The 26,887-nt window shown below is 71.0% G+C and carries 19 protein-coding genes and 1 pseudogene; 3 read left to right on the forward strand and 17 right to left on the reverse strand.

Features of this window, described 5'->3' with window-relative positions; translation table 11 throughout:
• Positions 1–99: 99 nt before the first annotated feature.
• Positions 100–2,280 carry a phage holin family protein gene (locus MMA15_RS24520; RefSeq protein ID WP_241062340.1) on the forward strand — a complete coding sequence of 727 codons (2,181 nt, stop codon included), beginning with the start codon at positions 100–102 and terminating at the stop codon, positions 2,278–2,280.
• 16 nt (positions 2,281–2,296) lie between these two features.
• Here MMA15_RS24520 and MMA15_RS24525 read toward each other — a convergent pair whose 3' ends face one another.
• From MMA15_RS24525 to MMA15_RS24560, 8 genes are all read right to left on the reverse strand, one after another.
• The gene (locus MMA15_RS24525; protein WP_241062341.1) at positions 2,297–3,487 is read right to left on the reverse strand and encodes a fatty acid desaturase family protein; all 1,191 of its coding nucleotides are present in this window, start codon (positions 3,485–3,487) and stop codon (positions 2,297–2,299) included.
• Positions 3,488–3,674: 187 nt separating this feature from the next.
• Positions 3,675–4,058: a YrhK family protein gene (locus MMA15_RS24530; protein WP_241062342.1), complete on the reverse strand. Its 384-nt coding sequence runs from the start codon at positions 4,056–4,058 to the stop codon at positions 3,675–3,677.
• Positions 4,059–4,135: 77 nt separating this feature from the next.
• The gene (locus MMA15_RS24535) at positions 4,136–5,182 is read right to left on the reverse strand and encodes a PHP domain-containing protein (protein ID WP_241062343.1); all 1,047 of its coding nucleotides are present in this window, start codon (positions 5,180–5,182) and stop codon (positions 4,136–4,138) included.
• Between the two features lie 172 nt (positions 5,183–5,354).
• On the reverse strand, positions 5,355–6,371 hold the full coding sequence (locus MMA15_RS24540) for a glycoside hydrolase family 130 protein (protein WP_241063454.1): 1,017 nt from the start codon (positions 6,369–6,371) through the stop codon (positions 5,355–5,357).
• Positions 6,372–6,510: 139 nt separating this feature from the next.
• Positions 6,511–7,353 (reverse strand): carbohydrate ABC transporter permease, encoded by an 843-nt coding sequence (locus MMA15_RS24545; protein ID WP_241062344.1) that lies wholly within the window; start codon positions 7,351–7,353, stop codon positions 6,511–6,513.
• 3 nt (positions 7,354–7,356) lie between these two features.
• Positions 7,357–8,358: a carbohydrate ABC transporter permease gene (locus MMA15_RS24550; protein WP_241062345.1), complete on the reverse strand. Its 1,002-nt coding sequence runs from the start codon at positions 8,356–8,358 to the stop codon at positions 7,357–7,359.
• Between the two features lie 18 nt (positions 8,359–8,376).
• Positions 8,377–9,663 (reverse strand): extracellular solute-binding protein, encoded by a 1,287-nt coding sequence (locus MMA15_RS24555; RefSeq protein WP_241062346.1) that lies wholly within the window; start codon positions 9,661–9,663, stop codon positions 8,377–8,379.
• A complete protein-coding gene (locus MMA15_RS24560; protein ID WP_241062347.1) occupies positions 9,657–10,829 on the reverse strand; it encodes a LacI family DNA-binding transcriptional regulator in 1,173 nt (390 codons plus the stop codon). The genes MMA15_RS24555 and MMA15_RS24560 overlap by 7 nt, the downstream gene beginning before the upstream one ends.
• A 368-nt stretch (positions 10,830–11,197) precedes the next feature.
• Between MMA15_RS24560 and MMA15_RS24565 the strand changes: the two genes are divergently transcribed.
• Positions 11,198–11,503 (forward strand): 4a-hydroxytetrahydrobiopterin dehydratase, encoded by a 306-nt coding sequence (locus MMA15_RS24565; protein WP_241062348.1) that lies wholly within the window; start codon positions 11,198–11,200, stop codon positions 11,501–11,503.
• Positions 11,504–11,620: 117 nt separating this feature from the next.
• Here MMA15_RS24565 and MMA15_RS24570 read toward each other — a convergent pair whose 3' ends face one another.
• From MMA15_RS24570 to MMA15_RS24580, 3 genes are all read right to left on the reverse strand, one after another.
• On the reverse strand, positions 11,621–12,814 hold the full coding sequence (locus MMA15_RS24570) for a S1 family peptidase (RefSeq protein ID WP_241062349.1): 1,194 nt from the start codon (positions 12,812–12,814) through the stop codon (positions 11,621–11,623).
• A gap of 317 nt (positions 12,815–13,131) precedes the next feature.
• Positions 13,132–13,968, reverse strand: coding sequence for an aldo/keto reductase (locus tag MMA15_RS24575; RefSeq protein WP_308290587.1), 837 nt, complete (start codon positions 13,966–13,968; stop codon positions 13,132–13,134).
• 96 nt (positions 13,969–14,064) lie between these two features.
• Positions 14,065–15,891 carry an AMP-dependent synthetase/ligase gene (locus MMA15_RS24580; RefSeq protein WP_241062350.1) on the reverse strand — a complete coding sequence of 609 codons (1,827 nt, stop codon included), beginning with the start codon at positions 15,889–15,891 and terminating at the stop codon, positions 14,065–14,067.
• 485 nt (positions 15,892–16,376) lie between these two features.
• On the opposite strand from MMA15_RS24580, the gene MMA15_RS24585 reads away from it, so the two are divergent.
• The gene (locus MMA15_RS24585) at positions 16,377–17,525 is read left to right on the forward strand and encodes a bile acid:sodium symporter family protein (RefSeq protein WP_241062351.1); all 1,149 of its coding nucleotides are present in this window, start codon (positions 16,377–16,379) and stop codon (positions 17,523–17,525) included.
• Here the strand turns inward: MMA15_RS24585 and MMA15_RS24590 are convergent.
• The 6 genes and pseudogenes from MMA15_RS24590 to MMA15_RS24620 all read right to left on the reverse strand — a co-directional run bounded on the left by MMA15_RS24590 (position 17,475) and on the right by MMA15_RS24620 (position 26,753).
• Positions 17,475–19,343 (reverse strand): exo-alpha-sialidase, encoded by a 1,869-nt coding sequence (locus MMA15_RS24590; protein ID WP_241062352.1) that lies wholly within the window; start codon positions 19,341–19,343, stop codon positions 17,475–17,477. The two genes, MMA15_RS24585 and MMA15_RS24590, sit on opposite strands and share 51 nt — an antisense overlap.
• 461 nt (positions 19,344–19,804) lie before the next feature.
• Entirely contained in the window at positions 19,805–20,677 is an 873-nt protein-coding gene (gene fdhD / locus MMA15_RS24600) for a formate dehydrogenase accessory sulfurtransferase FdhD (protein ID WP_241062353.1), read from the reverse strand.
• 237 nt (positions 20,678–20,914) lie between these two features.
• The gene (locus MMA15_RS24605; protein ID WP_241062354.1) at positions 20,915–21,787 is read right to left on the reverse strand and encodes a 2Fe-2S iron-sulfur cluster-binding protein; all 873 of its coding nucleotides are present in this window, start codon (positions 21,785–21,787) and stop codon (positions 20,915–20,917) included.
• Positions 21,784–23,818 (reverse strand): annotated as a pseudogene (locus MMA15_RS24610) (NAD(P)H-dependent oxidoreductase subunit E). The gene MMA15_RS24605 and the pseudogene MMA15_RS24610 overlap by 4 nt, the downstream one beginning before the upstream one ends.
• 8 nt (positions 23,819–23,826) lie before the next feature.
• Positions 23,827–25,779, reverse strand: a complete 1,953-nt coding sequence (locus tag MMA15_RS24615; protein WP_241062355.1) for a molybdopterin oxidoreductase family protein — start codon at positions 25,777–25,779, stop codon at positions 23,827–23,829.
• A complete protein-coding gene (locus MMA15_RS24620) occupies positions 25,776–26,753 on the reverse strand; it encodes a 2-dehydropantoate 2-reductase (RefSeq protein WP_241062356.1) in 978 nt (325 codons plus the stop codon). The genes MMA15_RS24615 and MMA15_RS24620 overlap by 4 nt, the downstream gene beginning before the upstream one ends.
• Between the last annotated feature and the right edge of the window lie 134 nt (positions 26,754–26,887).

Genomic DNA, 26,887 nt, shown 5'->3' on the forward strand with positions numbered 1-26,887 from the left:
CGAGCCGGGCGCAACGTGGAGAATCGGAGAACAGCCCGCGCATCGGACGGGTTCTCGTGCCTGTGGATGTGCGAGCGGAGCGAACAGTCAGGAGGCGGCATGCGGCTGCGGATCTTCCCGCCGGGCCTGCCCGTAGGAACGCCGCGGCGCTGGCGCTCTCTCGGCGCCGCGCTCCTGCGGGTGCTGGCCGTGTGGGCAGTGAGCACCCTGACGCTGCTGGTGCTCGCCGGTCTCCTCCCGGACTTCCGCCTCCAGTCGCCCGACGGCGACAGCGCCACCTACATCGCCACCACGGGTGCCATAGGAGCCGGCGTCTTCGGGCTGCTCGGCGCGGTGGTGTGGCCCGTACTGGTACGGGCGCTGCTGCTGGTCCCCGCGCTCGTACTGGGCACGCTCGTCTTCTTCCTCAACGGTTCGCTGCTGTGGCTCGCGCTCTCCCTGGTGCCCTACGGGCGGGGGTCGGCCGACCCCGGCACGGCCGTCGTCGTGGCCGCCGCGATGTCGGCCGCGTCGTCTGCCGCCAGCACGGCGCTCGCCGTGCGCGACGACGGCGCCTACCGCCGCCGCTTCGCCCGCCTCGCCGACCGGCGGCGCCGCCGCCAGGGGCTGGGCCCGGTGCCGCGTACCCCCGGCACGGTCTTCCTCCAGCTCGACGGCGTCGGACACCGTCTGCTGCGCGAGGCGGTCACCGCCGCGGACGGACGGCCCCCGCTGATGCCCGCCGTCGCCGCCATGTACGAGGGCACACACCGGCTGACCCGCTGGCGTACGGACTGGCAGTCCCAGACCGGGGCCAGCCAGCTCGGCATCCTCCACGGCACCAACAGGGACGTCCCCGCCTTCCGCTGGTACGAGAAGGAATCGGGGCAGGTACTGATCAGCAACCGGCCCTCGGGCGCCGCCGAACTCCAGCGCCGCGCCGTCGAGATGAGCGGAGACCGCGGGCTGCTCGCCGTCGACGGCGCCAGCCGCGGCAACCTCTTCGGCGGCGGTGCCAACCAGCTCGCGCTCGTGGTGTCGGTGGCCGCGCGCCGGGGCCGGGACAACCGCTCCCGCGCGGGCTACTTCGCCTACTTCTCAGACCCCGCCAACGCCACACGCACCGCGGTCTCCTTCGTCGCCGAGGCCGTGCGGGAGGTCGTGCAGTCCACGCGGTCGCGGCTGCGCGGCGACCGGCCGAGGGTGCCTCGCGCCGGGCTGTATCCGCTGATCCGTGCCTTCGCGACGGTCGTCCAGCGGGACGTGGTGGTCGCGGCGGTGCTGGGGGACGTCTTCAGCGGGCGCAGCGCCGTCTTCGCCGACCTCGTGGGCTACGACGAGGTGGCACACCATTCGGGGCCTCGCGGCCGGGACGCGTGCCAGGTGCTGCGCAGGCTCGACCGCTCGGTGGCGCTGATCGCCAAGGCGGCTCAGCGTGCCCCGCGCCCGTACCGGCTGGTCCTCCTCTCCGACCACGGTCAGAGCCCGGGGGAGACCTTCCGCAGGGCCTACGGGCTGACGCTGGAGGACCTCGTGAGGGCGGGATGCGGGCTGCCGGTCTCGCGCCGGGTGGGGCGCACGCCCAGCGGCGCGGAGGCGCGTGCGGCGGCGCGTGCGGCGCTGCACAGACCGGAGGACGGCCCGCTGGAGGAGGAGCGCACACCGTCGAGGAGCGCGGGCCCGGTGGTGCTGGCGTCCGGCAACCTCGGGCTGGTGTCGTTCCCGGACGTGCCGGGACGGATGTCGAGGGAGCAGATCGACAAGCGGCATCCGGCGCTGCTGCGCACGCTCGCCGACCATCCCGGCATCGGTTTCCTGCTGGTGCACGGCGAGCGCCACGGGCCCGTCGTACTGGGTGCGGGCGGTGCCGAACACCGCCTGGACACGGGGGAGATCACCGGCGGGCCGGACCCGCTGGCGCACTACGGGGCGGGTGCCGCGGCGGCGGTGCGGCGCACGGCGGGATACCGCAACGTCCCCGACATCATGATCAACTCTGCGGTCGATCCGGACACCGGCCACGTCCACGCCTTCGAGCAGCAGATCGGCTCGCACGGCGGCCTCGGCGGCGAGCAGAGCGAGGCGTTCCTGCTCTCGCCGCGCGAACTGTCCGCCCCGACGGACGGTGAGGAACTGGCCGGGGCGGAGCAGGTGCACCGCGTACTGCGGCGCTGGCTGGACGAGTCCGCGGGGTGCGCGCCGCCGGCGGCGCGCACGGGAGACGACCCCGTGCCGGAGCAGCGGGAGCAGCGTGAACACCCGGACCGCGACCGGGAGTTCCCCGCGGCGCATACCGCGTGAGGGAGGGGCGGGCGGCCTAGCCCCGTATGGGGGCGCCCACCTCGCGCAGATGCCGCAGCGCTTCGCGCCATGAGGCGACGAGCCCCGTCTCGTGGTACGGGATGCCGAGTTCGGCGCAGTAGCCGCGGACGATGGCGCGTGCCCTGCGCAGATGCGGCGAGGGCATGCTCGGGAACAGATGGTGCTCTATCTGGTGGTTGAGCCCGCCGAGCAGGACGTCGGTGAGCGGGCCGCCCCGTACGTTGCGGGAAGTGAGCACCTGCCGCCGCAGGAAGTCGGGGCGGTCGTCGCCGGTGAGCGTCGGCATGCCCTTGTGGTTGGGGGCGAAGATCGAACCGAGGTAGACGCCGAAGACGGCCTGGTGCACGAAGAGGAACGCCAGCGCCATCCCAGGCGGAAGCATCAGCAAGAGCGCGGCGAGATACGCCCCGATGTGCGTGAAGAGCAGCACGCCCTCCACCACCCGGCGCTTCATGTGCCCCTCGCGCAGTGCCCGGACGCTGGAGACATGGAGGTTGAAGCCCTCCAGCGTCAGCAGCGGGAAGAAGAGCGCCGCCTGATGACGCCCCACGAAGCGCGGCAGTCCCTTCGCCTCGCGTGCCTGCCGCTGCGACCAGACGAGGATGTCGGGACTCACGTCGGGGTCGAGTTCCTCGTGGTTGGGGTTTGCGTGGTGGCGGGTGTGCTTGTTCATCCACCAGCCGTACGACATTCCGATGCCCAGGTTGCCGACGACGAGGCCGCCGATCTCGCTCGGACGTCGCCTGCTGAAGACCTGACGGTGCGCGAGATCGTGGGCGGCCAGGGCGAGTTGGCCGAATACCAGGCCCAGGAACGCGGCGACGGCGAGCTGCCACCAGCTCTCGCCGAGCGTGAAGAACCCGGCCCACCCGGCGGCGAACGCCAGGCCCACGAGCGTCAGCCGCAGCGTGTAGTAGCCGGGCCGGCGGCGCATCAGCCCGGCTGCTTCGATCCGTGCGTGGAGGCGGGCGAAGTCGCTTCCCTGACGGCTGCCCCGCCGGGGCCGGTCTTGGTTGCCGTGCCGGTCGCCCTCCTGGTCGCCGTTCTGGTCGGCGTGCCGGTCGTACGGGCCGGAGCGGGCCGGCGACGGTGGCGACGTGGGGCGGGCGGCGGAGGCGGCCCCGGGAGGGGCCGTGGGAGGAGCCGTCGGACGGGAGGCTGCCGTATGGCTCAGCGGTGTCGTCATGCATCGAGCCTCCCGTTGCCGACGGGGGAGGCGACAGCCGCGCAGCCTGTGTCTCACCAGGGGTGCTGCCCGCAGCGCGGGGGTGTTGCCAGACGTACCTCGCCCGTCGGGTGTGCCTCGCGGGGGCGCGCGATGTGCCTGGTCCCAGCCGGGGGTCGGCAGGGCTCACCGGGGGTCGGCGGAGGGTTCAGAAGTCCTGCGACGTCTCCTGTGCGGCGTAGTCCCCGCCGTGCAGCCGCAGCAGATGGAACTGGCGCGACAGCCGGATCAGCGGCCTGACCAGCAGCTCCACACTTCCTAAGACGAAGCACCAGGTGCCTGCCTGCTGTGTGCCGGGGTAGAAGAACATGACGCTGCCGGCGAGGAACCACACGGCGACGAGGATGTCGTTGGCGATGCTCGCCAGCGCATAGCGCTGACGGATCTGGATCTCCGCGTGGCCCATACGGATCGTCAGCGGCGGCTTGGATTCGCCGTGCCGTGTCCGCGGCCGTGGACGCTGCCCTGACTCCTGCCCCGGCGCCGGGCCTTCGGACCCGGAGCGTGATTCGTCGGAACCGTCCTCGGACACCTTCGTCCTCCTGTCGCATCGGTGGCTTCGGCCGCATCGACCGCGGCGCCGCAAGGTCCGGGCTCGGCCGCCCGTCCTCACCTGCCGCGGGAGCCGTGTGCCCAGCTCAGCAGCTCCGCCGCCGTCCAGGTCGTGACGACGCGCTCCGCGGGCACACCGCACTCCACCGCGCGCACACACCCGTTGATCTGCCAGTCGAGCTGTCCCGGCGCATGGGCGTCGGTGTCGATCGAGAAGAGCACGCCGGCGGCGACGGCCTGCCGCAGCAGCCGACGCGGCGGATCGAGCCGTTCCGGGCGGCAGTTGATCTCCACGGCGGTGCCCGACCCGGCACACGCCGCGAAGACCGCCTCCGCGTCGAAGTCGGACTCCGGACGGCTTGAGCGCAGCCTGCCGGTGCAGTGACCGAGCACGTCCACCAGCGGATTGCGGACGGCGGCGGTCATCCGCCGCGTCATGTCCGCAGACGGCATCCGCAGCTTCGAATGCACGGAAGCCACCACCAGATCGAGCCGGGCCAGCAGCTCCTCCTCCTGGTCCAGCGAGCCGTCCAGGAGGATGTCGCACTCGATGCCGGTCAGCAGACGGAACGGAGCGAGCCGTTCGTTGACCTCCGCCACCACGTCGAGCTGCTGACGCAGACGCTCCGCGGACAGGCCGCGAGCGACCGTCAGCCGTGGCGAGTGGTCGGTCAACACGGCCCACTCATGGCCGAGTTCGGCGGCCGTACGGGCCATCTCCTCGATGGGGCTGCCGCCGTCGGACCAGTCGGAGTGCATATGGCAGTCGCCGCGCAGCGCGGAGCGCAGCCGCCGTGCCTCGTCGGTGACCGGTGCGTCGTCCACGGTGGTCGCCGCCGGAGCGGTCTCCGCCTCCCGCTCCAGCCTGGCGAGATAGCCGGGTACCTCGCCGCGCAGCGCCTCCCGTACGACCTGCGCGGTCTTGGGCCCCACCCCTTTCAGCGACTCCAGCTCTCCTGTGGCGGCGGCACGCCGCTCCACCTCCTGGGGGCCCAGTGCTGCCAGTACGCGGGACGCGGTACGGAAGGCACGCACCCGGTAGGTGGGCGCCTGCACTCGTTCCAGCAGGAAGGCGATCCTGTCCAGTGCCGTGAGCGGGTCCACCGGGCGCCCTCCTCGCCGTTCTCGTCGCCCTCCCCTTCCGGGCCGTCACCTTCCACGGTCGCGCATACGGCCGCCGGGCGCCCCCCGGAGCGGGAATCACCGACCGGAGCGGTAAGCCCTGACAGGCCCGACCGCCCCGGGGCCCGCCCACCCGGCCCCGGCCTCAGCCGGTTCAGCCCGTCCTCTCCAGGCGTGCGACGCCGATATGCGCGTCAGCCATCCCGTAGAAGACATGGCGCACGCCGTCGATCTCCTCGATCGCCGTGGGGAAGACGACGTTCGGCACCGTCCCTGAGCGTTCCTCCTCCGTCTCCGGTGCCATCAGCGGCTCCGCCGAGCGGGCCAGGACCCTCGCCGGGTCCGCCGGGTCGAGGATCATCGCCCCCGCCGAGTAGCTGACGTTCTGCTGCTGGGCCACGAACCGCTCCATGTTCCCGGAGACACCGTGGTGGATCAGCAGCCATCCCTCATCGACCCGCACCGGTGCCGGGCCCGCGCCGATCTTGAGCTGCTCCCAGGGGTGTTCGGACAGCGCTACGAGCCGGTGGTGGCGCGGCCTGGTCAGCGCGGTGACGTCCGCCTGGGCCTCGGCGGCTGGCACATAGCTGATCCAGATGCCGGGCCGCTCGTCGGTGACGCCTGCCGGAAGGTGCACGCCCTCGCCGGGACGGAACCAGCCCAGATCCCACATGGGCCGGTGCAGCATCGCGTAAGCGGGCTCGCCGTCCGGGCCGGGCACGGGTTCCGGGAAGTGCACGACGTCCTTGTTGGGGAAGAGGTTGAGGTCGGTGTCGAGATCCGGCTGATAGGCGAACTGGAGGGGACCGATCCGCCGCCAGTCGCGCAGATCGGCGGAGACGGCGAGCGCCGGGCGCGGACCGAGCGGCCCGTAGGCGACGTACGACATCACGTACTGGCCGAGGCTCTCGATCCACGTCACCCTCGGGTCCTCGACGCCCGCGTTGTTCTTGCCGCGCTCCCAGCCCGCGTCAGGGGCGAGTACCACTCCGCGCCGGGTGACGCCCGTGGGCACCCCGTCCGTCAGCGTCACCTCGGCGAGTCCCACGCGGGAGACATTCCCCTCGGCGACGAGGCGGGGCAGCAGATGGAGCGAGCCGTCCTCGGTACGTCCGGACGCCGGGTTGAGCACGCCCTCCGCCTCCAGCGGGTCGCCCGGGGACGGCGACATCACGACGCCTTCTCGTACGAGCCGGTACGGGACATGTGAGGAGACGCCTCCGGCGGCCGGACGGGCCGGGCCGCCGAAGTCGGCGGCGTCAGCGGTCTGTTCGCGGGAGGCGTCGGTGGAGCGGTCGGACACTGTGGGATCAGCCCTTTGTCGCGGAGTCGATGTTCGTCTGTGTGAAGTGGCGCTGGAAGAGCAGGAAGAGCACCACGGCGGGCACGGCCAGCACGCACGCCCCGGCCATCACGGCACCCGTCGGGTTCTCGACGGTGCCGCGCAGATTGCTCATGAACCCGGCGAGCGACACCGCGAGCGGCTGCATCTCGGCGTCCTTGGTCACCAGGAACGGCCACAGGAACTCGTTCCAGGGGCCGATGAAGGCGATCAGAGTGCCGGTCAGCAGCGCGGGCCGCGCCATCGGAAGCGCCACCCGCCACAGGATGCGCAGCTCGCCGGCGCCGTCGATGCGTGCCGCCTCGAAGAGTTCGGCGGGAAGCTGGAGGAAGAACTGGCGGAAGAGGAAGACGGCCGTGGAGTTGACCGCGAAGGGAAGGATCATCCCGAGATAGCTGTCGCCCAGCCCGTAGTCCCGCACCACCAGTACGTACAGCGGAAGCATCAGAAGCTGGAACGGCACGGTCTGAACGAGCAGCAGCGCACCGAAGAGCGTGCTGCGCCCGCGGAAGTGCAGCCGCGCCAGGCCGTATCCGGCGAGCACTCCGATCACGAGCGTGCACAGCAGCACGCCCGCCGTGAAGACGCCGGAGTTGACCAGCGAAGTGCCGAGCGAGACAGCGCCGTTGACGGCCTCGTAGTTCTGTGTGCCGCTGCTGCCCGGGGTGGGGATCACCGAGCCCAGGTCGCCGGTCGTCTGCTTGCTCAGCGACTGCGACAGCATGTACGCGAAGGGGAAGAGGAAGACGACGGCTCCTGCCGTGAGCAGGGCCAGCTTCGGCCAACTGGTGCTGTGGCGGCGTGTGTTCACGGCTCACGCTCCCTTGCGCTCGGTGAGCCTGCGGGCGATCAGCGAGAGCGTCACCACGACCAGCACCAGCACGACGCCCAGCGCCGCCGCGAAGTCCGGATGCGCCTGCTCGATGCCCTTCTGGTAGAGGATCAGCACCGGCGAGGCCGATGCATGGTCGGGACCGCCGCCGCCGGTGAGCAGATACGGCTCGGTGAAGAGGTTGGAGCCCTTGATGACGGCGAGCACGGTGACGAGGGTCGTCGCATGCCGGACACCGGGCACCGTCACCGCCATGAACGTCCGTACCCGTCCCGCGCCGTCCACGCCTGCCGCCTCGTACAGCTCGCGGGGCACGCTCTGGAGCGCGGCGAGATAGAGCATCACGAAGAAGCCGAGGTTGGTCCAGGTGACGAAGACCGCCACGACCGGCATCGCCAGCACCGAGTTGACCAGCCACGAGGGGTCGGGGGCGAGGCCGCCGAGCAGATGGTTCAGCAGCCCGTCCGTGCCGAAGAGATAGCCCCACACCGCCACCAGCGCCACGCTCGCCGTGATGTACGGCAGGTAGTAGGCGGCGCGGAAGAACGACCGCAGCGGCACACGGGAGTTGAGCGCCGACGCGAGTACGAGCGAGAGCACGACCGTCAGCGGGATGTTGATGACGAGGAAGACGGCGATGTTGAGGAAGGAGCGCAGCACCACCGGATCGGTGAAGACGTCCTGGTAGTTGCGCAGTCCCACCCACGGTGCGTCCACCTCGGTGCCGGGGGCGGTGAAGTAGAAGCGGTGGAAGGACATCCACACCGTGTAGCCGAGCGGCACGGCGAAGACGACGACGAGGAACAGCGCGTACGGGGTGACGAACAGCGCGCCCAGCGGCGAACGGGCGCCGCGCGTACCGCCGCCCCGCGGACGGCCGCGCAGACCGCCACGCGGGCCGCCGCCCGGCGACACACCGCGGCCCGCAGTGCCGGGCGAAGGCGAACCGCCGCCTGAAGCAGGGGAGATCAGAGGGAGACTCATCGGGGACCTCGGCAATCGTCAGTACTCGTCGAGGAGTTCGGAGACCTTCTCGGAGGCGTCGCGCAGCGCGGGCTCGGGCCGTTCGCGCCCGAAGACCACGGACGCCGTCCAGCGGTCCCGCAGCGCCTGCCACAGGTCGACGGACCCGGCGACACCGGGCACCTCGACGATCCGGTCCGCCTGGTCGGCGAACTTCCGGTAGCCCGGGTTCTTCTCGAACCAGCCCTCGTACGTCTTCAGCAGGTCCGGGCGCATCGGCATCTGGCCCGTCTCGTCCAGCAGGGCGCCGTCCTGCCTCTTCGACGTGGCGAACCTCAGCACGTCCCAGGCCGTCGCGCGGTTCTCGCAGGCGCTGAACATCGAGACCGACTTCTCGTCGGAGAAGGTGTGCGTCTTCGAGGCCGGCACGCCACGCGAGGTCGGCACGGGCACCACACCCCAGTCGATGCTGTCCTTGTACGCCGCGACCGCCCACGGCCCTGCGGCCGTCATCGCCGCCTTGCCCGCGGCCATCGAGTCGCCGGGGAACAGCTCCTGCTGCGCCAGCCTCTCCCGGTACAGGCCGCGCCAGAACCTCACGACGCGGCGGCCCTCCGGGGTGTCGAACCGCGGCTTGCCGTCCTCGACGAGCTGCCTGCCGCCCGTCTCCGCGATGAAGGACGGATAGAAGTCGAACCACGACTGGAAGAACTCGGAGCTGGGCGCCGGCCAGATCGCCGCCTTCGCCGCTCCGCTGCGCACGAGCTTGCGCGAGGAGGCCAGGAAGTCCTCGTACGTCGACAGCTTCGGATGCTCGGGGTCGAGCCCGGCCTTCGCGAAGAGCTTCTTGTTGTAGAGGATCATCACGGGGTTGCTCTTCCAGGGGAGCTGGTAGAACTTCCCGTCCTCGGAACGGTATTGGGCCGCCCGCTCGCCCGTACGTGCCGTGATGTACTCCTCCGCGCCGGGGAAGCCGTCGAGGGGGACGAGACCCGCCTGCTTCTGGAACTGCGGCACGGACGCGGGCGAGGTGTTGAAGACCAGGCATGCGCTGTTGCCCGCGACGATGGACGCGCTGAGCGCCTCCTCGGAGGTCTTGCCCGCGGGTATCTTCTGGGCCTTGATCCGCTCGCGCGGGTGCTTCGCGTTCCACTCGGCTATCCACTTCTCGCCCCAGGCCACTTCCTGGGCGTTGTTGGACAGCCACACCGTGACGGGGCCGCGTGACGATGACGCGGCAGCGCTGTCGGGCGTCGTACGGGCGCATCCCGTGCTCGCGCCGGTGAGCGCGAGCAGCAGCAGCGCCGCCGCCGTCTTCCTCAGCAAGATTCGCTCCGTGGGGTCGTCGGCCTGGTCTGAACGGGCTTGCGGGCGGGGCCGGTTGACTGCGCGGCGCCTGCCTCGGTGCCGGGCCCCCGTGCGGCGTCCGCCGTCGTTGCGGATTCCGGGCGGGGCGCCGAGCCCGGTGCGGGCCCCATCGAGTCGCGTGACAGCAGCTCGGCGGGGGCGAGTTCGACGTCGTCCGCACGCCCGGAGGCGACGACCTCGTCGAGCGCGCGAGCGGCCGCGGCGCCCCAGCCGAGCGCGTCGGCGCGTGCGGAGGCCAGCGGCGGGTGGGTGTAGGCGGCGAGCGGGGTGTCGTCGTAGCCGACCACGGACAGCTCCTCCGGCACGGACAGGCCCAGCCGGTGGGCCACGGCCAGACCCGCGGTCGCCGAAAGGTCGTTGGCGTAGACGATGGCCGTCGGCCGCTCCCCGGCGGGCGGCGCCAGCAGCTCACGTGTCGCCGCCGCGCCGCCGTCGGCGGTGAATCCGCCCGGCAGCACCGGCCCCGGCGTCAGCCCGGCCGCCCTCACTGCCTGCTCCCACGACTCCTGACGGCGCCGCGCATGACGGAACTCCCTCGGGCCCGCCACATGTGCGATGCGCCGATGACCCAGCTCCACCAGCCGCCGCACGGCCGCGGCGAACGCGGGCCTGTCGTCGAGGCTCACGGCACAGAGTCCCTGGGCGCAGTCGGGGTCGCCTACCACTACGGCGGGCAGCCCGAGCCCCTTCGTCAGCTCCGGGCGCGGATCGTCGACGCGCATGTCGGTGAGCAGCACGCCGTCGACGCGCCGGTCGGCGGAGAGACGGTGGTAGGCCGCCGCCTCGTTCCCCGGGTCCGTCACGTGAAGTACGAGGGAGTCGCCGCGAGGTGAGATGACCGACTCGACGCCGGCGATGAAGGCGGGGAAGAACGGGTCGGCGCCGACCGCGTCGGTCTCCCGCGTCAGTACGAGACCCACCGCGCCCGCTCTGCCCCGTGAGAGGGCCTGTGCGGGGCGGCTGGGGCGCCAGCCGAGTTCGGCGGCGGCGTCCAGGATGCGTGCCTTGGTCGCCTCGGCGAGTCCGGGGCGGCCGTTGAGCGCGAAGGAGACCGCGCTGGGGGAGACCCCGGCGAGCTTGGCCACGTCCGCGATGGTGGGACGCCTCTCGCGTGCTGCCGCCATGCCGTCAAGTCCGTTCGTTCTGCGAGGAGTCGGGTGTCCGGGAGCGCCCATGAGTTGTCCGGGCGGGAGAGTGGGCGAGCGTTATGAGCGGGTATCGAGTGTTTAAACCGCTTTAACTTTCGCGCGATGCGTGCACTCAACCGGAACCGCGCCCGGGGTGTCAACGGGTGTGCACGGAAAAGCTCCTGGGGAGTCGCGGGCCGCCGCCTCACCGGCAGGGCGGCGACCGCTCACCGGTGACGACCCATGAGCCGGGACCCAGGCGAGCGGAGCGCTCGCCGCCCTGCGCTCACGCTGTCCCTGTGCCCGCACGCCGCCCCGTGCTCCTAGGCTGGCGATACGCCCCGACAGGAAGCGAGAGACACGTCATGGCCCCACAAGCGCTGACCCGGCAGCAGACCGACGAGGCACTGGCCGGGCTGCCCGGCTGGAGCACGGACGGCGACAGCATCGCCCGTACGTACTCCTTCGCCGGGCATCTGCCGGCCGCCGCCATGGTGATCCATGTGGCCGCGATTCAGGAGGAGTTGAACCACCACTCCGAGATGACGCTCGGCTACGCCAAGCTGTCCGTCACGGTCAACACCCACAGCGTCGGCGGTCAGGTCACCGAGAAGGACATCGAACTGGCCCGCCGCGTGGAGGAGATCGCGGCGGGCCACGGCGCGAGCTAGCCGGGGGAGCAGACGCCCGAGAGGCCCGGTCGCCGAGGAGCCCGGTCGCCGAGGAGCCCGGTCCGCGGAGAACCGGGCCCAGGGACCGGGCCCCTCGCCCCTTCGCTGCTGCCTCGCCTAGCCGGTGCTCAGAGTCAGCCCGTACTCGGCGAGGGGTTCGGCCACGGGCTGGAAGTAGGTCGTACCGCCCGTCGAGCAGTCGCCCGAGCCTCCCGACGTCGTCCCCTGCGCCTGGTCGCCGGAGATGAACGGCCCGCCGGAGTCCCCTGGTTCGGCGCACACGGACGTACGGGTCAGGCCCCGCACGGTGCCCTCCCGGTAGGTGACCGTGGCGTCGCGCTGCTCCACGGTGCCGCAGTGCCAGCCGCTGGTCGCACCGGAACGGCACACCGACGAACCGGCCGGCACCTCCACCGACCCGCTCACCGTCACGTTCGTGGCTCCTGGGCCCTTCACATACGGCTTCGCCCGCCAGTCCTTGTTGGCGGCCACCCATGCGTAGTCGTCGCCGGGAAACGAACTCCCCTTGACGGTGCCCTGCGCGGCACGATTGCGGCCCGTCGTCCGGCCGCCCTCGGTTCCGCAGTGCCCGGCGGTGACGAAACCGTCCTTGTTGCCCTTCGTGACGGGGAATCCGATGGAGCAGCCCGTCGAACCGTTGGTGTAGTACGCGTCGCCGCCGCGCAGATCCTCGTCGTAGGTGCGCGGCTTCTCCGCGGACCTCATCACCCGTACCAGCGACGAAGGCGCACCGCTGCGGGTGAGGAACGCCCTCGCCGCCGCCGGCTCGCCCGCCCTCACGATCACGCTGTTGCTGCGCACGTCGACCGCCCACACCGCGGTGCCGCGCGGCGCCCGCCGTACCGCCGAGCCGTCCAGCGCCCTCTTCGCGGCGTCGAGCCGGGCGAGGCTGTTGCGTACGACCTTCGGCCGCGCCCCCTCGGCCTTGATCGTCGCGGTGTCGTCGCGGTCCGTCGTGGCCACGACCAGCTTCGAGGTCGCCCCCGTGACCCAGGCGCCGCCGTAGTGGCCGCCGAGCTTCTTGCGGAGCTTCCTGTCGACCGTGACGGCACGCTGCTCGTTGACGATCCGCCGCCTGGCGTCCGCCACCGTGATGCCCAGCTCCTTGCTGACGCTCCTGAGCATCCCGGGTGCGATGTCCGGTACGGGCGTCTTCTTGCCGGCGGTGTCCTCGGTGCCGGTGCCGGTGCCGGGCGGGTGGGGCTCGCCCGCGTCCGCGGGCACCACCCCGATCCCGAGGGCGCTTACGGTCAGGGCCGCCGCGGCGAGGACCGGGAGCTTACGGGGCATTGGCGCTCTCCTCGTGTCGCTGATGCACAGGCGTTGTCGGGCCTTGCCTCAGCGTCCGGGTCCGGCCGGGGAGGCACCACCGTGGCTGGACCAGATGGAGGTACGGGAGGTACGGGCGAGGCCGTACGACCGGATGCGACCGGGGTGTTACGGACACGGCTGCGCGCGGCCGGGGCGGCCCGGCCGCGCGCAGCGCCTTGCAGGGGTGGGGACTTGAACGGGGCGGGAACGGCCTTGCGCGGACGGGGACTTGGCGCCCCTGGAGCGCGTCCGAGCCCGGTGAGTCCCTGAGCCCGTGTCAGCCTCCGGAGCCCGTGTCAGCCCATCCAGTTCATGGTGTCCGGGTCCGGGCCGAGCCGGGTGCCGGTGTCGAGCCCGGCGATCTCGTCCATGTCGCCCGCGTCGAGTTCGAAGTCGAAGACGTCGATGTTCTCCCTGATACGGGACGGCGTGACGGACTTGGGGATCACCACGTTCCCCGTCTGGAGATGCCAGCGCAGCACCGCCTGCGCCGGTGTCTTGCCGTACTTCTCGGCGACGGCACGCAGCTTCGGCTCGTCGAGCAGCTCCTTGCCCTGGCCGAGCGGCGACCACGCCTCTGTGGCGATGCCGTGGTCGGCGTGGAAGGCGCGCGGCACGGCCTGCTGGAGACGGGGGTGCAGTTCGATCTGGTTGACGGCCGGGACCGTGCCGGTCTCCTCCAGCAGCCGCCGCAGATGAGAGGGGTTGAAGTTGGAGACGCCGATGGCCTTGGCGCGGCCCTCGGAGTGGATCTTCTCGAACGCCTTCCAGGTGTCGACGTACCTGTCGGCCTCGGGCACCGGCCAGTGGATGAGGTAGAGGTCGACGTAGTCGAGGCCGAGCCTGTCCAGGGAGGCGTCGAAGGCGCGCAGCGTGGAGTCGTGGCCCTGGTCGGCGTTCCAGAGCTTGGTGGTGACGAACAGCTCGTCACGGGGCACGCCCGACGCGGCCAGGCCACGGCCCGTTCCCTGCTCGTTCTCATAGACGGCGGCCGTGTCGATGCTGCGGTAGCCCGCCTCCAGCGCGGTGCTCACCGCGCTCGCCGCCTCGTCGTCGGGCACCTGCCAGACGCCGAAACCGAGCTGCGGCATGACGCTGCCGTTGTTGAGGGTGATGGTGGGAACGTTGCTCACGAACGATCGGTCCTTACATGTCGACGGACGGTTCCGCTTCCGTTCGGTCAACGATCAGGACGACCGAGTGCATTCCTGGGAGTGCCCCTCAGGCTGTCACTGGTGGTACAGCGCCTCGATCTCGACCGCGTAGGCACTCTCGATCGCCTTCCGCTTCAGCTTCAGCGACGGCGTGACGTACCCGGCCTCCTCGGTGAACTGCGCGGCCAGTATCCGGAAGGTACGTATCGATTCCGCCTGCGACACCTGGGTGTTGGCGGCGACGACCGCGCGCCGCACCTCCGTCTCCAGGTCCGGGTCGCGCACCAGCTCCGTGGGCTTCAGCTCCGGCTTCTCGCGCATCTGGAGCCAGTGGGTCACCGCGTCCGGGTCGAGGGTGACGAGGGCCGACACGTACGGGCGGTCGTTGCCCACGACGATGCACTGCGCCACCAGCGGGTGTGCGCGCACCCGTTCCTCGAGGATGCCCGGCGAGACGCTCTTGCCGCCGGAGGTGACCAGGATCTCCTTCTTCCGCCCCGTGATGGTGAGATAGCCGTCCTCGTCCAGGGAGCCGAGGTCCCCGGTCGCGAGCCAGCCGTCGTGCAGTGCCTCGTCCGTGCCCTTGGGGTTGTTGAGGTAGCCCTGGAAGATCTGGCCGCCGCGGAGCCAGATCTCGCCGTCGTCGGCGATGTGCACGGTGGTGCCGGGCAGCGGGTGGCCGACGGTGCCGAAGCGGGTGCGCTCGGGCGGGTTGACGGTGGCGCCGGCGCTGGTCTCCGTCAGGCCGTAGCCCTCGTAGATGCGCATGCCCACGCCGTCGAAGAACAGCCCGAGCCGCCGCTCCATGGCGCTGCCGCCGGACATGGCGCCACGGCACAGGCCGCCCATGGCCTCGCGCATCTTGCTGTAGACGAGGGTGTCGAAGACCTGGTGCTTCAGGCGCAGCGAGGCGCTGGGGCCGGGCCCGGTGCGGAACGCCTTGTGCTCCATGGCCTCCGCGTAGCGCACCGCCACGTCGACGGCCTTGTCGAACGGGCCGAGTTTTCCTTCCAGTTCGGCCTTGCGGCGCGACGCCTGGAAGATCTTCTCGAACAGGTACGGAACGGCCAGCATGAACGTCGGCCGGAACGTCTTCAGGTCGGGCAGCAGTGCCTCGGCCGCCATGACCGGCTGGTGCCCGAGCCTCACCTTGGAACGTATGCACACCAGTTGCACCATGCGCCCGAAGACGTGCGCGAGGGGCAGGAAGAGCAGCAGGGACGGCGGCTCGCTCGGCTTGGAGCTGAAGACGTGGCTATAGCGGCCCTGGAGGGCGTCCGCGTCGGCGATGAAGTTGGCGTGGGTGAGCACGCAGCCCTTGGGGCGCCCCGTGGTGCCCGAGGTGTAGATGATCGTGGCCGTGGAGTCGGGAGTGACGGCGAGCCGGTGCCGGTGGACGACATCGTCGTCCAAGTGGGCGCCCGCGGCCATCAGTTCCTTCTCCGCCTGCGCGTCGAGCTGCCACAGGCGCTTGAGTTGGGGCAGCCGGTCGATGACGGAGCCGACCGTCATCGCATGGTCCTCGTGCTCGACGATGGCGGCCGAGACCTCGGCGTCGTGCATCATCCAGCAGACCTGCTCGGCCGAGGACGTCGGGTAGATGGGCACCACGTGTACGCCGATGGCCCACAGGGCGAAGTCGAGCAGCGTCCACTCGTAGCGAGTACGGGACATGATGGCGACACGGTCGCCGAAACGGATGCCCTCCGCGAGCAGGCCCTTGGCCATGGCCATCACCTGGTCGCGGAACTCCGCTGCGGTCACATCCTGCCACTCGCCCGCCGCGTCCTTGCGCGACAGCGCGACCCGGTCGGGGTCTTCGGTGGCATGGTCGAAAACGGTGTCAGCCAGCCCGCCAACCTGGGGTGTGGGCGCCAGAGCCGGGACGGTGAACTCGCGCAATGGGAATGCTCCTCGACGTGCAGTGCACAGCTGTGTAAGGCACAGCGCGCGGTGACCGTATCCGATGAAACAGCCGCCGGGGAGAGGTGCCGAACCCGGTCAAGCGGTCATTTGGGGACGCATCGGATTGCCGTCGTCAGGTTGTTGCAGATCGTACGAGTTTTCTGCACCGAACCTCCCCGAGTAAAGCAGCACCGGCGCACCGGAGAGAATGGGGCGTGCGGACATTCGTACGCCTCGCCAAAGGTGGCGGGGCCCCTCCGCCGTGCCCGCGGAAGCATTCCGGGTCCCGGGACGACCCAGGCCCGAAGGCCCACCGGGTTGGCAGGAACCAGGCCCCGGCAGCAACCGCATTCACCGCACGGACAACACCACACCGACGACACGGCACGAAACAACAGCACGGAACAACTCAGCACCGACAGCGCCACATCAGCAACACCGCACGACCAGCACACCACGAACAGCACCGCCCCGAGGGAGACATGCGCCGACTGGCACAAAACGCCGACCCGTACATCGCACTGCTTCTCGGCACCGTGCTACTGGCCGTCCTCCTTCCGGCGAGCGGCGACGTCGCCACCGGCCTGGGCCACGGCACCAAGGCGGCGGTCGGAGCCATCTTCTTCCTCTACGGAGCCCGTCTCTCCACTCGCCAGGCCCTGGAGGGAATGCGCCACTGGCGGCTCCAACTGCTCGTCCTGCTCTGCACGTTCGCACTCTTCCCCCTGCTGGGCCTGGCCACACGGGCGCTCGTGCCCTACGTGCTGACGCCCGGCCTCCAGTCGGGGCTGCTCTTCCTCTGCCTCGTCCCCTCCACGGTCCAGTCGTCGATCGCCTTCACCTCCGTCGCACGCGGCAACGTGCCCGCCGCGATCTGCGCGGGCACATACTCCAGCCTGCTCGGCATAGTCGCCACTCCGCTGCTCGCCGCATGGCTCGTCGGCGGACAGGCGGGCCTGAGCGCCGACGGACTGGCCGGAATCGTCGGCCAGTTGCTGGCGCCCTTCGTGGCGGGCCAGCTTCTGCGCCGCTGGATCGGCGACTTCATCACCAGGCACCGCCGCATTCTCACCCTCGTCGACCGGGGCTCAGTGCTGCTCGTCGTCTACACGGCCTTCAGTCAGGGCATGACCCAGGGCATCTGGGGCCTGGTCACACCGGTGAGGCTGCTCGCCCTGCTCGGGGTCGAGGCGGGGCTGCTCGCACTGATGCTGACGCTCACCTGGTACGGCGCGCACCGGCTGGGCTTCGCGCGGGCCGACCGCGTCGTCGCCGTGTTCGCGGGCTCGAACAAGTCGCTCGCCGCCGGACTCCCCATGGCCAGCGTCCTGTTCGGGGCGCACGCCTCTCTCGCCGTGCTGCCGCTCATGCTCTTCCATCAGATGCAGCTCGTCGTCTGCGCCTTCCTCTCCCGCCGCTGGGCACGGGGTACTTCGGATGTACGGGACGAACAGGACGTATGGGACGCGCCGGACGCGGGTCCCGTGGCGGCGGGCGGTGCCACGGGCAGTGCTACGAAGGCCACCACGGGCGGCGGCGCCACGAAGGGCGCCACGCGCGGTGCCGACGGCGGCGGTCCCTCAGCGCCTCGCATGGGCACCGACGTCGTCCAGCGGCAGGTCCAGCAGTGAATCGCCCTCCGCACTCACACGCACCTCGTCGAGCGCACCCGTGAAGTGCGCCCGGCTGTCGAGCCGCTGACCGAGGTGCACGCCGAACGGCGACCCCACGCTCACCGAACCCGGCACATCGGAGGCGGACACGCTCTCCCCGTCGACGGTCAGCCTCAACCGCCCGTCCCCGCGGCGCAGTTCCGCCTGGTGCCAGCGGCCGTCGCCGTATGAGCCGTCCGTGGTCACTCGCGCCGTGGCGGAGGGCGCCGGGACCCGCCGTGCGGTGATCGCCGCCGTGATACGGCCGTCCGCCGCGTCCGCCACCAGACGCACCTGCGGCTGCGAGCCCACGCCGCCCATCCACAGCAGCGGCTGCTCCCCGGAACCCTCAGCACCGCCCGAGTAGCGGAACCACAGCCTCGCGGTGAAGTCCCGCTCGTGCAGCGGAAGTCGGGCACGGAACGGCAGCCGCACCGCGTCGTCCCGCCCGTCGAAGGCCACGGCACCCCCGTCGTGACCGTCCACCCGGCGTGCGCCGCCGAGCACCGCGGCGTCATGAGCGCCGGGCGCACGGTCGGCCGTGGTGGGGTCCGGGCCCCGCCGGTCGCCCAGCCAGTCCTCGGTGAACCGCGCGAAGCGGATCTCGTCGCGGGCGTCCGCAGCGCCGCCCTCGTAGAGCAGGCCCGCGCTGACGGAGGACGCCCGCACCATGTCCGAGTAGCCGGACCAGTCCGCGGTCACCGTTCGGCCGCGGTCCACGCCCTCCCAGGTCCTGCCCTCGTCGTAGGAGGAACGGACCGTCATGGTGCGGCGCCGCTCGGGGTCCGCGGGCGCCGCCAGCAGCAGCCGGTCGCCGTCGCCGCCGAACGGCAGCACCGCGCCCTGCACTTGGGGCGTGTAGAGGCCGGGCAGCGCGCGGAAGGGCGCCGTGAAGAACTCGCCTCCGCCTCCGGCGACGGCCGCCGTACGGTGCCCCAGATCGGTGCCCTCCGTCTCGCGGGCGCTCACCAGCACCCGGCCGTCGTGGCGTTCGTGGAGCGTCAGCTCCTGCGGCTTCTGCCGGAAGACGCCGTCGGGCGAGTGCGGACGGCTCTCGGTCGCCCCGCGCCGCCAACTGCGGCCACCGTCGTCGCTGATCGCCAGCGCGGCGTGATTGGCGGTGTTCCTGCCGTCGCGCCACGTCTCTCCGTTGACGCCGATCACCAGCCGCCCGGCGTGCGCGCCGCGGCGCAACTGGATGCCGTGCCCGGGGCCCGTCGCGTACCACGAGTTCCACTCCCCTGAGCGGAGCTGGGCGCTCAAGTCCCGGGGCTGCGACCAGCTTTCGCCGTCGTCGTCGCTGTACTGGAGATACGGGGAGCGGTCGCACGGCGAATCGCAGTTCTTGCCGTCGCTGCGGCCCGCGTTGAAGGTCTGCGCGAGCAGGATGCGCCCGCTGCGGCGGTCCACCACGGGCGCCGGGTTGCCGTGGGTGTCGCCCCCGCCCCGGCTCGCCACCCGCAGCGGGCCCCAGGTGCGGCCGCCGTCGGTGGAACGCTTGACGACGATGTCTATGTCACCCGCGTCACCGCAGTCGTGCACCCTTCCCTCGGCGAAGGCGAGGAGAGTGCCCTTCACGGTCCGTACGAGTGCCGGGATGCGGAAGCAGACATAGCCCTTCTCCTGCGACGCCTTGAAGAGCACCTGCTGCGTGAACCCGTCCGCGCCTCCCGGCCGCTCCGGCGTCCCCGCACTCGCGCTCCCGCCGGGAACGCAGAGCAGCGAGGCGCACAGGGCGAGAAGCACTCCGGCCCTGAACGGCGTCCGACGGGGAAAGCCTGACCTACCAGAACTCATGCACGCCCCTTCCGCGGCCCGGACGACTCGGGCCTTCAACGCGGTTCACGGGATCACGAGATGTACCGGAAGTGCTGTCATCAACATGCCCGTTCGCGGCGGACGCTACGTGTCGGAGTGCGGGGCGGTACGCGGCCGGGGAAGCGGACGCGGCTCGGCGGAGGGCGGCGGATTCGGGCACAGGGGAACGGAGCCGCGCACGCAGTGGCGTACAAGCAGTGGCGTACAAGCAGTGGCGTACAAGCAGGGGTGCGCACGCAGCGGCGCGAACCATGCCGGTGCGGGCCAAGCCGGTGCGGGCCAAGCCGGTGCGGGCCAAGCCGGTGCGGGCCAAGCCGGTGCGGGCCAAGCCGGTGCGGGCCAAGCCGGTGCGAACGAAGCGGCGCACACGGAAGGGCCCGGCCGGCGCAGGGGGCGCCTCCCGCCGACCGAGCCCCTATCCCGTGCAGCAGGCGAGACCGTCAGGCCCGGCCGGCCGTAGTGCGCAGGGCGAGCCGGTGCTCACCTGCGTACACGTTCATCGAGGAACCGCGGAGGAAACCGACCAGGGTCAGCCCGGTCTCCGCGGCCAGATCCACCGCCAGTGACGACGGCGCCGATACGGCGGCGAGCACGGGGATGCCCGCCATCACCGCCTTCTGCGCCAGTTCGAAGGACGCACGTCCCGAGACCATCAGCACCGCCTCGCGCAGCGGCAGCGCGCCCTGCTGGAGGGCGCGGCCCACGAGCTTGTCGACGGCGTTGTGGCGTCCCACGTCCTCCCGTACGTCCAGCAGCTCGCCCTCGGCGGTGAAGAGGGCGGCGGCATGGAGGCCGCCGGTGCGTTCGAAGACCCGCTGCGAGGCGCGCAGCGTGTCGGGGAGGGAGGAGAGCACGGAGGGTTCGAGGCGTACGCGCGGCCCGGCGGGGTCGTCCGGGTCCTGCGGATCCTCGATGCCCCAGCGTGCCGTCGTACGCACCGCGTCGAGGCTCGCCTTCCCGCACAGGCCGCACGAGGAGGTGGTGTAGACGTTCCGCTCCAGGGCGATGTCGGGGACGGGGACGCCCGGTGCGAGGCGCACGTCGACGACGTTGTAGGTGTTGCGGCCTTCGTCGGTGGCGCCCGCGCAGTAGACGATGTTCGCCAGCTCCTCCGCCGAGCCCAGGACGCCCTCGCTGACGAGGAAGCCCGCGGCCAGCGCGAAGTCGTCACCGGGGGTGCGCATGGTGATGGCGAGTGGCTTGCCGTTCAGCCTGATCTCCAGCGGCTCCTCCGCGACCAGGGTGTCGGGGCGGGTGCTGACCGCACCGTCCCGGATGCGCAGCACACGCCGTCGCTCAGTGACCCGTCCCATTCGGTCCGTCCTGTCGTGCGTGAGGTGGTCGGTGGCCCTGGCCGGTACCGCGGCGCGGGGGCCTGCGATACCGGCTGACAATCGCCGTCATCTGTCATCTGCCATCCGTCAGACGTCATCTGCCGTCTGCCATCTGGCATCCGTCGCGTGTCATCCGTCAGACGTGACCTGTTGTCTGTCATCTGTCACGCGTCACCTGACGAGCGTCATCCGTCATCTCTCATGCGCCCGCCGTTCTCATGTGCCCGCCGTGTTCCCGCCACCGACGTGCTGATAGCCGAAGCGGCCCTTGATGCAGAGATTGCCGTGCGTCACCGGGTTGTCGAGCGGTGAGCTGACCTTGACGATCTCATTGTCCTGGACGTGCAGCGTGAGGTTGCAGCCCACACCGCAGTACGCGCACACCGTGGTCGTCTGCGTCTGCCGCTCCTCGTCCCAGGTGCCCGCCTCCCGCATGTCGAACTCCGACTTGAACGAGAGCGCACCCGTCGGGCACACCTCGATGCAGTTGCCGCAGTAGACACACGCGGAGTCCGTCAGCGGCGCATCGTGCTCGGTGGAGATACGGGCGTCGAAGCCGCGCCCCGCCATGGAGATCGCGAAGGTGTTCTGCCACTGTTCGCCGCAGGCGTCCACGCACTTGTAGCAGAGGATGCACTTGTCGTAGTCGCGCACATAGAGATCGTTGTCGATCTTCGGTTCCTCGTTCATGGTGGCCGCGTCCGCACCGAAGCGCTCCGGCTTCGCGTCGTACTCCTTGATCCACTCGGCGGCGCGCGGCGTCGTGGACAAGTCCGTGGCGGACGCGAGGAGTTCGAGGACGATCTTGCGGCTGTGCCGGGCGCGCTCGGTGTCCGTGCGCACCGTCATGCCCTCCTCGGCCTTACGTGAGCAGGCCGGCGCGAGCGTACGGGCGCCCTCGACCTCCACGACACATGCACGGCAGGCGTTCTTCGGGGTCAGCGTCTCGCCCTGGCAGAGCGTGGGGATGTCCTTGCCCGCGGCGCGGCACGCGTCCAGGATCGTCGACCCCTCCGGTACGCGGGTCGGCTCGTCGTCGAGGGTGAACTCCACGAGGCGGCGCGGGGGATCGAGCGGTACTGCGGTCATGCGTAGGCTCCCAGTCGGTCGATGGCGGACTCCACGGCGTTCCACGCGGTCTGTCCCAGACCGCAGATCGAGGCGTCGCGCATCGCCTCTCCCACCTCGCGGAGCAACGCGATGTCGTCGGCGCCGTTCGCACCGGCCTTTCCGTTCGCTCCGTTCGTGCCGTTCCCGGCTGCCCCCGCGCCCAGCCCTGCGCGCTCTGCCAGCCGGTGCAGCGCCTCCTCCTGCCGCACGGTGCCGATGCGGCACGGCACGCACTGCCCGCACGACTCGTCGCGGAAGAACTCCGCGATGCGCAGCAGGATGCGCGGCATCGACACCGACGAGTCCAGCGCCAGCACCACCCCGGAGCCGAGCGTCGTGCCCGCCTCCCTGGTGCCCTCGAAGGTCAGCGGGATGTCCAGCTCGTCGCCTCGTACGAAGCCGCCCGCGGCGCCGCCCAGCAGCACCGCCCGCAGGTCCTTCGCGGCCCCGGCGAGGGAGAGCAGTTCGCCCAGCGTGGCGCCGAAGGGGAGTTCGTAGATTCCGGGACGTTCGACGTTGCCGGAGACGCAGAACAGCTTCGGGCCCGTCGACTTCTCCGTGCCGATCGCGGCGTACGCCTCGGCGCCCATCTCCAGGATGCTGAGCACGTTGACCAGCGTCTCTACGTTGTTGGCGGCCGTCGGCTTGCCGAACAGGCCCTTCTCCACCGGGAACGGCGGCTTGGAGCGGGGCTCGCCGCGGTGTCCCTCAAGGGAGTTGAACAGCGCGGTCTCCTCGCCGCAGATGTAGGCGCCCGCGCCGCGCCGTATCTCGATGTCGAAGGCGTAGCCCTGCCCGAGCACGTCGTCGCCGAGCAGCCCGCGGGCACGCGCCTGCACGATCGCGTTCGTCAACAGCCGCAGTGCGCGCGGGTATTCGCCGCGCAGATACAGATAGCCCCGGTGCGCGCCGGTGGCGTAGCCGGCGATCGTCATGGCCTCGATGAGCGCGAACGGGTCGCCCTCCATCAGCACCCGGTCCTTGAAGGTGCCCGGCTCGCTCTCGTCGGCGTTGCACACCACGTAGTGCGGCTGGTCCGGCTGCGCCGCCGTGGCCTGCCACTTGCGGCCCGTGGGGAAGGCTGCGCCGCCGCGCCCGAGCAGCCCGGAGTCGGTGACCTCCCGCAGCACCCCGGCCGGGCCGAGCGCGAACGCACGGCGCAGCGCCCGGTATCCGCCGTTGGCACGGTAGGAGTCCAGCGACTCGGGGTCGGCGACGCCGATATGGGACAGCAGCTTCAGCTCCGGGTCGCCCGCCTGCGGTACGGCGAGCGCGGCGGCGGGCTCCCCGGGCGCGTCCCCCGGGGCACGTGCCGCCGCCTCGACCGCCTCCGCGGTGGCCGGGGCGATCACCGCGGTCGCATACGGCACCTCGCCGTGAGCGGGGCCGCCGCGCCCGCTGCCCTGCCCTTCCGGTGAACTCCCGTCGGCCGACGTCGGCCGACGGCTCGTTGGCGGTTCCGGCCGCTGCCGCCCCGGCACCGGGACCGGCCGCCGAGGGGCAGCCGTGCCCGGCCCGTATCGCCAGCGCCGCCGGCGCCCGTTCGCACAGCCCCAGACAGGGACTGGGCTGCCAGACCGCTCCTTCGCGTGCCTGACCCGCGGGGCCCAGACGCCGCTCGACCTCGGCCTGTACGGCGTCCGCGCCGGGCGCCGCCGCACATGCGATGTCCGTGCAGACATGTACGACGGTCGCCGGACGCGGGCGCATGGAGAACATCGAGTAGAACGTCGCCACCCCGTACGCCTCGGCCGGCGGCACCGTCAGCCTGCGGCACAGATAGGTGAGCGCTCCCTCGCTGATCCAGCCCACCCGGTCGTTGACCGCGTGGAGCCCCGGCAACAGCAGATCGCGCCGCTCCCGTGCGTCCCGGCCGCCCAGGGCCCAGCGCAGGTCGCCCGTACTGCGGTCGTCCGCTCCCTCCCACGCGCTGGGCGGCGGCCCGAGCAGGTCGTCGACGGCTGCCTTCTCCTCGTCCGTCGGCTTGCTGTCACCGAAGCGCAGATCCATCGCAGGTCTCAGCTCCTCACGGCTGCCGCGACAGGCAGCTTCTCGATGCGTATCGCGGATGCCTTGAATTCGGCGGTACCTGCGATGGGGCAGTTGGACTCGATCGTGAGCTGGTTGGTGTCCACTTCGTCCGGGAAGTGCATGGTCATGAACGCCAGCCCCGGCCGCAGCCCGGGGTCGATCCACACGGGTGCGACGACCGAGCCGCGCCGCGAGGTGACCCGCACCTCCTCCTCGACGGCCACGCCGTACTTCTCGGCGTCCTCCGGGCACAGCTCCACGTACTCGCCGCGGCGCAGCGGCGAGGCGTAACTCCCGCTCTGCACACCGGTGTTGTACGAGTCGAGCCGCCGGCCCGTCGTCAGCCGCAGCGGGTACTCCTCGTCGGTGAGGTCGACCGGCGGATCGTGCTTGACGATCCCGAACGGCGCCGGCGTGCCGCGCTTGGCCGGGTCCTTCTCCCACAGCCGCCCGTGCATGTACGTCGGCTCCAGCTTCTCCGTGCTGGGGCAGGGCCACTGGATGCCCTGGTGCTCGGCCAGCCGCTCGTACGTCATGCCGTAGTGGTTGGGCGAGACGGAGCGCAGCTCGTCCCAGACGGCCTCGCTGTCGGCGAACTTCCACTCGTATCCGAGCCGTGCCGCGATGTCGCAGATGATGTCGATGTCCTCGCGGGCCTCGCCGGGCGGGTCGACCGCCTTCCGTACGCGCTGCACGCGCCGTTCGCTGTTGGTGGTGGTGCCGTCCGTCTCGCACCAGGCGGCGGTGGCGGGCAGTACGACGTCGGCGAGTTCGGCCGTCTTCGTCAGGAAGATGTCCTGCACCACGAGGTGTTCGAGCTTCTGCAACCGCTCCACGGCCTGGCCGCTGTCGGCCTCCGACTGCGCAGGGTTCTCGCCGATGCAGTAGACGGCCTTCAGCTCGCCGGTCTCCATGGCCTCGAACATGGCGGTCAGGTTCCGTCCGTGGCGCGGCTCCAGGGTGACGCCCCACGCGGCCTCGAACTTCTCCCGGGTCTCGGGGTCCAGGACGTTCTGGAAGCCGGGCAGCCGGTCGGGGATCGCCCCCATGTCGCCGCCGCCCTGCACGTTGTTCTGGCCGCGCAGCGGCTGGAGGCCCGCGCCGTAGCGGCCGACGTGCCCCGTCAGCAGCGACAGGTTGATCAGGGCCCTGACGTTGTCGGTGCCGTTGTGGTGCTCGGTGATGCCCAACGTCCAGCACAACTGGGCGCGTTCGGCCGTGGCGTAGGCGTGCGCGAGGTCGCGGATAGCGTCGGCCGGTACGCCGGTGACCTTCTCGGCGGCGCTCAGCGTCCACGGCTCGACCTCGGCCTTGTACTCCTCGAAGCCGGTCGTGGCCCGCTCGATGAAGGTGTGGTTGGCCAGCCCCGCGTGGATGATCTCCCGCCCGATGGCGTGGGCGAGGGCGATGTCCGTACCGACGTTCAGGCCGAGCCAGCTCTCCGCCCACTCGGCTGTCGACGTACGGCGCGGGTCGACGGCGTACATCCGTGCGCCGTTGCGGATGCCGCGCAGCACGTGCTGGAAGAAGATCGGATGCGCGAAGCGGGCGTTGGAGCCCCACATCAGGATCAGATCGGTCGACTCGACCTCCTCGTAGGAGGAGGTGCCGCCGCCGGAGCCGAAGGCCGCCGACAGCCCGGCCACGCTGGGCGCGTGACAGGTGCGGTTGCACGAGTCGACGTTGTGGGTGCCCATGATGACGCGGGTGAACTTCTGCGCCACGTAGTTCATCTCGTTCGTCGCGCGTGCGCAGGAGAACATCCCGAAGGCGTCCGGGCCGTGGTCGTCCTTGATCCTGCGGAAGCCCTCGGTGGCCTTCTCCAGAGCCTCCTCCCAGGTGGCCCTGCGCAGCGGACCGCCCTTCTCGTCCCGCACCAGCGGATGCGTCAGGCGTGTGTACTGCGTCGACGGCGGTTTCCCGCGGTCGCGTTGCCTCATGCTGCGCTCCTTACGGTCTGTGCCAGCAGGTCTGTCACGGCGTGGATGGCGCAGAGCTTCGGCACGGGGGTGCCGGTGAGCGCGGCGAGTTCGACCACGGCCGCCAGGAGCACGTCCAGCTCCATGGGCTTTCCGCTCTCCAGGTCCTGGAGGGTGGAGGTCTTGTGGTCGCCGACGCGTTCGGCTCCGGCCAGTCGCTTCTCGACGGAGATCTCGGGGCGGCAGCCGACGGCCTCGGCCACCGCGAGCGTCTCGCGCATCATCGTCGCCACCAGCGCCCGGGTGTCCTGGTGGCGGCAGATCTGCGCCATGGTCGCCCGGGAGAGCGCGCTGAGCGGGTTGAACGCGATGTTCCCGAGCAGCTTGATCCAGATGTCGTTGCGGATGTCCGCCTCGACGGGGCACTTCAGGCCGCCCGCCTTCATCGCCTCGCTGAACGCCTCGCAGCGCGTGGAGTCGGTGGTGTCCGGCTCGCCGATGGAGAACCGGGTGCCCTCCAAGTGCCGTACGACGCCGGGCCCTTGGAGCTGCGTGGCGGCGTAGACGACGCAGCCCACGGCCCGTTCGGGCGGCAGCACCGCGCTGACGGCGCCGTCGGGGTCGACGCTCTCGATGCGGCGGTTCTTGTACGGCCCTTCGAGGCCGTGGAAGTACCACCACGGGATGCCGTTCTGCGCGGCCACGATGGCGGTGTGCTCGCCGAGCAGGGGATGGACCAACGGCCCGCACGCCGCATACGAGTTGGCCTTCAGCCCCAGGAATACGTAGTCGACGTGCCCGATGGCGGACGGGTCGTCGGTGGCGTGCACCCGTGCGGTGAAGTCGCCGCGCGGGCTGAGGACCTGGACGCCGTTCTCCTGCATGGCGGCGAGGTGCGCTCCGCGGGCGATGAGGTGTACGTCGGCGCCCGCACGGTGCAGTGCTGCTCCGACATAGGCGCCGATTGCTCCGGCACCGACGACTGCGACTTTCATATCCGCTCTCCGTTCGGTTGAGGGGACCGAGCGTGGGGGAAACCAGGATGGTCGACAGAATATTGTATACACTCGCCTTCGCGAGCAGCACAAGACGTATGCGGCGGTCTTGCCCTGACCGGTACGGCCCGGCA

Origin of the sequence: Streptomyces marispadix (assembly GCF_022524345.1) — a bacterium.
In the GTDB taxonomy this organism is placed as follows: Bacteria; Actinomycetota; Actinomycetes; order Streptomycetales; family Streptomycetaceae; genus Streptomyces; species Streptomyces marispadix.